Origin of the sequence: Mucilaginibacter sp., from assembly GCF_039207105.1 — a bacterium.
Lineage (GTDB): Bacteria > Bacteroidota > Bacteroidia > Sphingobacteriales > Sphingobacteriaceae > Mucilaginibacter.
The window spans coordinates 58,416-66,141 of record NZ_JBCECK010000015.1; the positions used below are offsets into that span (position 1 = coordinate 58,416).

Consider the following 7,726-nt stretch of genomic DNA (forward strand, 5'->3'; position numbering starts at 1 on the left):
TTTTACGAATATATGCAGTTATGGCTAATATTTATTTAATATTAACTGCTAAATAAATCACTTAGGTTAATGCTTAGGCTGCTTGATGGAGGTTGTTTTGGACCTTGTTTTAGCATTATTGAATCTACGAACAATTGATCCGTTTTATCTTTAATTATAAAAGACTCATCTTTTTTTGCATAAAAGGTATCAATATGTTTTAAAATAACTTTTCTTAATTTGTCATTTTCTCCGCTTTTAAAAACTGCCTTTTCAAGTATTTTTTCGAATTCCCCCCAAGTGGTAAATATTTGCTCCATATAGGGTTCAAAGGTCATCTCACCGCCTGGTGAGTAAGGATAACCATAAGGCCGGATAAACATGGAAACATAATCTTCGAAGAACTCAGGCTTTGTAGTTAAAACATCTTTTAACTTCTGGGTAGCGGCTGGATTAAGTACAACCCGGTCTCCAGAGACCCGGCTGTCGTCATTAAGCATAAGGAATAAAATTGAATCTAGATCCAGGTGGGCAATTTCAGCTAAGTAACTATCAAACAGTCCTAAAATAATATCCTGCCATTGCTTTTTATCTAATACTTTATTTGAAAACCTGCCGGGTTTGATAAATACTTCGAGAAATTGGTTAGCCAATAAAGCCCGGTTAAATAAGCTTATTTTTTTATCAGCCATAATCTCTTTAAGAAATGTTTCATGTTTGGTTTGATCACCCTCAAAATATTGATCAAGGTTTCCAGCACTGTGCTCAAATATTAGTTTACGGACATGGGACCGCCAATACTCCTTGCTTTCTTTGATATTTAAATAAACAGCTACCATTTTTTGTAAAAAGGAAGCGTCTTTGAAGTCCAGCAAATATTCAGTTATCGCCAGCAGTTCTTTTAATTTTGCAGGTGTATCTGCCCATTCGTTGAATTTTACTAATACTTGATCATAATCTTTCTCGATGGTCTCATTAAACTCCTTCAAGGAAATCAAATTGAAAAGCTGGTAAGAAAAGTACAGGAAGAAATTATGTGCGAGCTTGATTTTTCTGTTGTTTTTAAAAGTCCTGTCTGTAAGCAAGTATTGAAGAGCTTCTTCCAGGTTTGTTAAATCTTCGGGAGGCAGGACTCCCTTTTTGCTTTCAGTAAACGGCTGCCAAACTTCTTCATTCAAGGCAAATTGATCCGAATGCTCCTTTTCGAATTTTAACAAGCTGCGGTCACGGATTTTATTGTAGACTTCTATATTTTTATTCCTGATTAACTCAAGAAGGAACATGTCATATATATCTGTCTCGTCTTCTAAAATATTAAAGGCTATTTTGAAAGAGTTACAAAAACGCTTTAAATCACGTAGATTGGCATTTAATTTTTCTAATAAATGTTCCGGAGATACAGGAAGCACAAATCCAGTCTCCTCATCCGGGAAATCAACACCGAGGCGTCCAAGCGTATCTGTTAGCTTGGTTTTACTGGCAGGGGATAAATCGTCAGTTATGATAAATTCTTTTACCTTACTTGAGAAAATTTCTTTCTTAAAAGCAGGTAGCGTTATTACCAATTGGAACACTTTTTTTAAATATTCCTCTTCATTGGAAAAGTGTTTCGTGTTTTTCAATACCTCCACGATATATTTTTGATCAATGCCCACGATAAAGAAGGTGTTAGAGAAGTTTGCTGTATTTCTAATTAAACGCAGTACTTCCATGACTTCGCTACCTGTTAAGCGATCTAAATCATCAATAAAAACAACTATACGTTTACCGATGCTTTCAATCCCCGCATTTATATTTTCATATTGTTCCTGAATACTTTCTTCAGGTATCCAATCTCCCAATAATGCGTCTACCAAACGAAACTGCAAATCTTTGCTGGTTTGCAAAACCCTTTTCGAATAGTCCCTGATTTTCCCTGCGATGGACTGATTATACGGTTGTAATTTAACTGTTAATGATTTAAAAAACTCTTCAATTATAGCATCCGGTTTACTAACCCTCCATGGATTGAAATCAAAGCAAATATTATCGGTAGATTCTTCTAACGTCTTTTTCAACCTCGACAAGAAATCTGTTTTTCCCGAGCCCCATTCGCCTGTCACTGCAATAGCAAAGGAGTTGTCTGTCGAGGTTTTATTTATATGCTCTGCAATTGTATTGGCATATTCTGTTCTCCCATAGGCGTCGGTGTATTTATCAATAGTGGAGCCGTCGGTTAAAAGGGCATATCTTGTTTTAGGAATATCAAGTTTATTAAAGAAAGATTTATAGTTGCTTGTTAAAACCAGGAGACTTGCCAGCAGGATGTCGTTGTAAAACAAACTCTCGGGTAATGGTAAATTGAATTGATAAAAAACGTATTCATTAGACGACCGGAAGCCATAAACATAAATTATTAAGATGGTCACAGACCAGATCAAAGAATTTAGAGTAGGTAATAGATGTTTTACGAGTTGTTTAAAGAGAAATATTAACGTCAAGAATCCGGTCAAAAGAACGACAATATCTGCTGAAATATTTTTGTCAGGTACCCATTGGAAAACAGGGCATACAAGGTAGACGTTGATCAGACTCTTTATTATCTTTTTCGAAAGGACAAATATAAAAGTCAATGCCAATGGAGGAATCAGTGCCCGGAATTTAAATGCGTTAAAATAGAGACCAATATCCAACCTCAACCACTTTCCCAGCCATAAAAATACTGCTGGAGTTTTAGCGGTCTTATTCTGTGACTGAATTTGGCTTCTTCTAAATAATTGCATTGGATCAGGCGGTTGTTAAACTCAAATTACGGCAAATAATATTTTATTTAAGATTCTGCCATAATATTTAGCAATTAACGCGGGTCGTAATTAATAACACTGACTTTGATAATATGCATTCAACTGCTCCTTTAAATATTCATTTTTATAAATTTCCATAGCTTCCAACTGTTGGGTTAGGCGTCCAATATATTCCTTGAGCTTTTCTATAATGGTATTCATAGTAGTATCGTCAAATGTTGACTCATCAAGTTTAAAAATATGCCTGAATGACTGCAATGCATTGAGTGCTTGTTCACTTTGGTGTATTAATTTGATCAGCGTTTCAATATCATCAATTTGATAAACATGATTTAAATCGATTCCAATTTTCTCCTTTTCCTTTAAAAAAGCCGTTAATTCGTTATACTCCTTCCAGCTCTCGACAATTGTGATATCTTTATAAGAACTACCAAGCGCTTTTAAAATTTCCTGCTTTTCTTCTTGCGGACAGCAAATGACTTTAATAGCGCTGTAGGGAAATGACAAGCCATTCGACCCCGGAAAACGCCATTCGCGTTCCCACATAAATCCTTGCATCGGATGATTTTCCAACAACGGAAAAAGTAGGGGTTGGAGTTTTAGAAATAAACTTTTTATTGCCTCATTTTCAGCCTCATCATTCGAGAACGTATGACCTTCTTGAGCTTTACGGCAAAATCCTAATAACTGGCTATTGGTAGCTGTATCTAAGTAGATTACAGGACGGATACCATATTCTTTAATCAGCATGGATTTCGAAAAGCCTATTCCATAACGTTGATCAGCCTGCCATCTGGCAAGACTTCGCAACCGGAAAAAATCTAAGGCAAATGTTGGAGATTCGGTGAAACATACAACTGGGCACACATAATAATTCACTCCGTCATAAGCAGGTATGGAAGATTTTAAATATCCAAAGCCAGACTTGGAATCTTCGCTGCCTGAACCCGCTAAAATATCAATTAAGGCGCCTTTACCAGTCATATGAATAAGATATGGCGATAAATCAGGCTTTTCAATAGGACCTAATTCAAATGTTGGTGTGCTTACCTTTTGTTTTAACCATTCTTCAAATGTATTAACGGTCTCTGGCATATAAATTTAAATTATGTTATAAGAAGTACCTAAAGCTAAAAACTATAAAAGATATGCGTCAATTATTTTTAACCTTTAGTTTTCACACAATAGCAGCTGTTGTCTGATTATTATCATATATATAATTTATCCTTAATTTAGGGCAAATAAACCTAACACAAGAGATGACTCTCGACGAATTTATAAACTACTATTCTTTAAACGCTCCGCAAATCATGTGGCTATTAGGTGCAGGGGCCTCCAGGTCAGCTGGTATGCCTTCCGCGACGGATATAATTTGGGATTTAAAGAGGAGGCATTATTGCCAACTCGAACAACAACACATTTCTGATAATGAATTGAGTAACGATGCTGTACGGGCTAAAATTCAAAATTACTTAGAAGCAAATGGATGTCCGCCGATGTGGGCGGAAGATGAATACGCTTTTTATTTCAAATTAATTTTTGGCGATAACTTACAATTGCAACAGAATTATATTGCTGAATGCCTGGATCCGGTAAAGGTTTCCATTAACTCTGGTCACCGGGTTTTGGCTTCGTTAATAGCATTGGAAAAAGCGCGTATTATTTTTACTACAAATTTCGACAATGTTTTAGAAAATGCCTACTCATTAATTGAAGGTAAAGACCTGCATTCATTTGCATTAGACGGTTCCGTCGCAGCCTTGGAGGCGCTCAATAATGAGCGTTACCCAATATACGCGAAGATGCATGGAGACTTCAGATACACCGAGATGAAAAACCTGCCTGAGCAATTGAAAGAAAATGATAAAGAAATTGAGAAGTGCTTTGTCAATGCTTGTTCAAGGTATGGTATTATTGTGTCCGGGTACAGTGGCCGCGATGAAAATGTAATGAAAGCATTTGATTTGGCTCTAAATAATCCGAATGCCTTTCCTAAAGGCTTGTACTGGGTTACATCTGTACAGGGAAATGTTTATCCGGCTGTCACCAATTTGATTGAAAAAGCCAAGTCCCTGGGTATTACCGCACATATTATTGAAGCAGAAACATTTGATTCCTTATTAGGAAGAATATGGCGTGTAATTGGTTATGGACATCAAAAATATGATGAAAAAATCAGACGGTCCCTGTATGAGATTCCTAAGATTCCAAAATATAGTATAAAAGGTGGTTATCCACTTATAAGAACAAACGCATTTCCCGTCCAAAAAATGCCCACGGAATGCCTTAACATAAGTTTAAAGAAGGTATTAACAAATACCGAATTCAAAGAAAAAATGACTAAAGCCCATTCAGCAGCTATCGTTGTGAAAGCAAAAACGGTGTTGGCTTGGGGAAGTATGGAAGAGATTCACAAAATATTGCCGGAAAACGAAATCAAGTCGGCTAAGACCATTGATCTCGAATCTTACATGTCAAATTATAAATCAAATACCCAGTTAATTACTTTTTATTCGAGGGCGATCGCGCGGGCTGTAATCAACAATAAGCCACTTAAGTTACGCAAGTCAAGGGGCAGGTATTATGCCGTCATTCAAGCTAAAGATGAAGCATTTAAAATATATGACCCTTTATTAAAAGAGGCGTTGAAGCAATACGATTATAAAGAGAAGAAGGAGCTGCCGGCTGCGAGTTTGGCTGGAATAGTTCCCCGTATTGATAATACTTATTGGATGGAATGCGTGGAACTCTCTTTGGAATTTTTAGACGGTAAGTTCTGGTTGGTGATTGTTCCGGATGTTTGGATTGAACCAAGCGAAAACCGCAAAAAAGCCACTGATTTTTTAAAATCCAAGAAAAAAGCCAGATATAATACTACGCAGAGCAGGTTACTCGACGTATGGTCAAAAATTATATTCGGTGATGGTGAAATAGCAACTTTAAGCCCATTTGAACAAGGCTCGGAAAATAACCCGGAGTTTAAAATTTATAATAAGACATCTTTTTCTTATAAATCAAATCAATGATTGAATCTACTGCATTATCGGGTCATAAAATTATTAGTGAGCCTCTATTACTATTTGCTAATAACAAAACCAATTTGCACCCATTAAAAGGATTAATAAATAATGGGCCTTATGGAAGGAAATTCGGTTATCTTTCCGAGGTCACAATTGCTTCTATTGCTCCGGCCGGCAAGAGCTTTAAAATAGAAAAGCTGTTGGCTGAGCTGAATACCAAACATAATCCCGTTGAAGCACCTGATTATTATCCAGAGTATCCTGGATTCAGCCAACTCTTGGGCATTTCGCTTGTTCCTCCGGGCAACGATCTAAAAATTGAGTTAGGGGCGGATGCGGAAGCGCTGGCATCAGCCGGATCCTACATGGAACTGGCTAATAAGATCTTGAGTGCCATCGGAAGCCTGGTTGCGCAAAAAGCAAATTTTAAAGTTGTTTATATCTATTTACCCAAGAACTATGAACGGTGTTTCTTGGTTGAAGGATTTAATCTGCATGATTATTTGAAGGCAAATTCTGCGCCATTGGGCATCGCAATTCAAGTCTTAAATGACAGGGCTATGGACCGACAATGCCGGGCCAACGTGATGTGGGGGCTAAGTGTTGCCACCTATGCCAAAGCAGGCGGAATTCCATGGAAACTAAAAGATTTTGATAAGGATGAAGCATATATTGGTATAAGTTATGCGATGAAGACTGATCCAAATGGTGGTGCAGAATATACAACCTGTTGTAGCCAGGTATATGACCCCGATGGCACAGGCTTTGAATTTATTGCTTACGACACGAAGGACTTCACGGTAGATGACCATAAAAATCCTTATTTGTCGTACAATGAAATGCAGGGAATTATGTCTCAAAGTTTGAAGATATACCAGGATAGCCACGCTGGAAAAATTCCAAAAAAAATCGTGATTCATAAAACAACGCCCTTCCAGGAAGAAGAAGCGCGTGGATGCTTTGACGCATTTGGTGGAAGGACCGAAGTTGAACTTGTACAAATAATCAGAAGTACCTCGTGGCGCGGATTCAGATTTGATAACAAATTTCCAGCATCGTATCCATGTAAGCGAGGATCATATTTGCCAATAAGTGACAATGAGTGTCTGCTTTGGCTCCAAGGTTCGGTAGATGGCGTTACACACAGTGGGAAAGAGGTTTTTAAAGAGGGCGCACTTACTCCGATCCCTAAGCCTGTTTTGATAAGAAGATTTTCGGGCTCTGGTGGTTGGTTTGAAACTTGTTCAAGCATGTTAGCTTTAACAAAGATGGATTGGAATAATAATACATTATATAAATCCATACCTGTTACGCTGGGCTATTCCCAAAGCTTCGCCAATGTCGTCAAAAGGGTACCAGATATTATTAAACAGCGATACAATTACAGGTATTTTATGTGATGAATGCCGGTCTAAACATTCTAAAAATATTTCGACTGGACTTTAAAAACGATGTCATTGGACTCTTATTGTCATTTGTTCGTATGGAAGATATCATTATCAGATTAATACACAACCGCCGGATCATCTGAGATTGAACATGGCCCTGTAATTTTACAACGTCAAGACTTCGCTGCTGAGAAATTGCTCGACTTAAAATATGTACCTATTAACTTGTTATACCGTTTTAATAACTGTCTGTAGAAAGGGGGCGATTTTGCTTCTTCAACTTGTCACTAAATAATAACACTTTTTGCCGTGTTATTTTATACACCGTTAGCTTAGATAGAAGACTTTGAAAATCCAATGACCAATATTGCATCAAAAAGCTTTTTTGTATATTTGAAGTAACCAATTTGCATTCAATTAGTTGCAAAAAATAGGTGAGCATCTGGTGAGCGCCAGGTTTTTAGAAAGTAAAAACATTGATTTTCAAAAACATAAGGGTATGGTTCGAGTCCCGTCCATTCCGCAGAAAACAATGTCAAAATTGACTAAAAGCCTG

At 37.2% G+C, this 7,726-nt stretch carries 4 protein-coding genes; 2 read left to right on the plus strand and 2 right to left on the minus strand.

Translation table 11 applies throughout. The features are described from left to right. Positions 1–41: 41 nt before the first annotated feature. Both AAGC65_RS05285 and AAGC65_RS05290 read right to left on the minus strand, forming a co-directional pair. The gene (locus tag AAGC65_RS05285) at positions 42–2,741 is read right to left on the minus strand and encodes a P-loop NTPase fold protein (RefSeq protein WP_343111372.1); all 2,700 of its coding nucleotides are present in this window, start codon (positions 2,739–2,741) and stop codon (positions 42–44) included. 90 nt (positions 2,742–2,831) lie between these two features. Beyond that, positions 2,832–3,857, minus strand: coding sequence for a hypothetical protein (locus tag AAGC65_RS05290; RefSeq protein WP_343111373.1), 1,026 nt, complete (start codon positions 3,855–3,857; stop codon positions 2,832–2,834). A gap of 164 nt (positions 3,858–4,021) precedes the next feature. Between AAGC65_RS05290 and AAGC65_RS05295 the strand changes: the two genes are divergently transcribed. Both AAGC65_RS05295 and AAGC65_RS05300 read left to right on the plus strand, forming a co-directional pair. Further along, positions 4,022–5,788, plus strand: coding sequence for an SIR2 family protein (locus tag AAGC65_RS05295; RefSeq protein ID WP_343111374.1), 1,767 nt, complete (start codon positions 4,022–4,024; stop codon positions 5,786–5,788). After that, complete coding sequence (locus AAGC65_RS05300) at positions 5,785–7,182, plus strand: hypothetical protein (RefSeq protein ID WP_343111375.1); 1,398 nt, start codon at positions 5,785–5,787, stop codon at positions 7,180–7,182. The genes AAGC65_RS05295 and AAGC65_RS05300 overlap by 4 nt, the downstream gene beginning before the upstream one ends. Positions 7,183–7,726: the final 544 nt, after the last annotated feature.

Bases quoted from the DNA above. Each gene is read 5' to 3' on its own strand.
- AAGC65_RS05300 (WP_343111375.1), top strand. From the start codon at position 5,785: ATGATTGAATCTACTGCATTATCGGGTCATAAAATTATTAGTGAGCCT.
- AAGC65_RS05295 (WP_343111374.1), top strand. From the start codon at position 4,022: ATGACTCTCGACGAATTTATAAACTACTATTCTTTAAACGCTCCGCAA.
- AAGC65_RS05285 (WP_343111372.1), bottom strand. From the start codon at position 2,741: ATGCAATTATTTAGAAGAAGCCAAATTCAGTCACAGAATAAGACCGCT.
- AAGC65_RS05290 (WP_343111373.1), bottom strand. From the start codon at position 3,857: ATGCCAGAGACCGTTAATACATTTGAAGAATGGTTAAAACAAAAGGTA.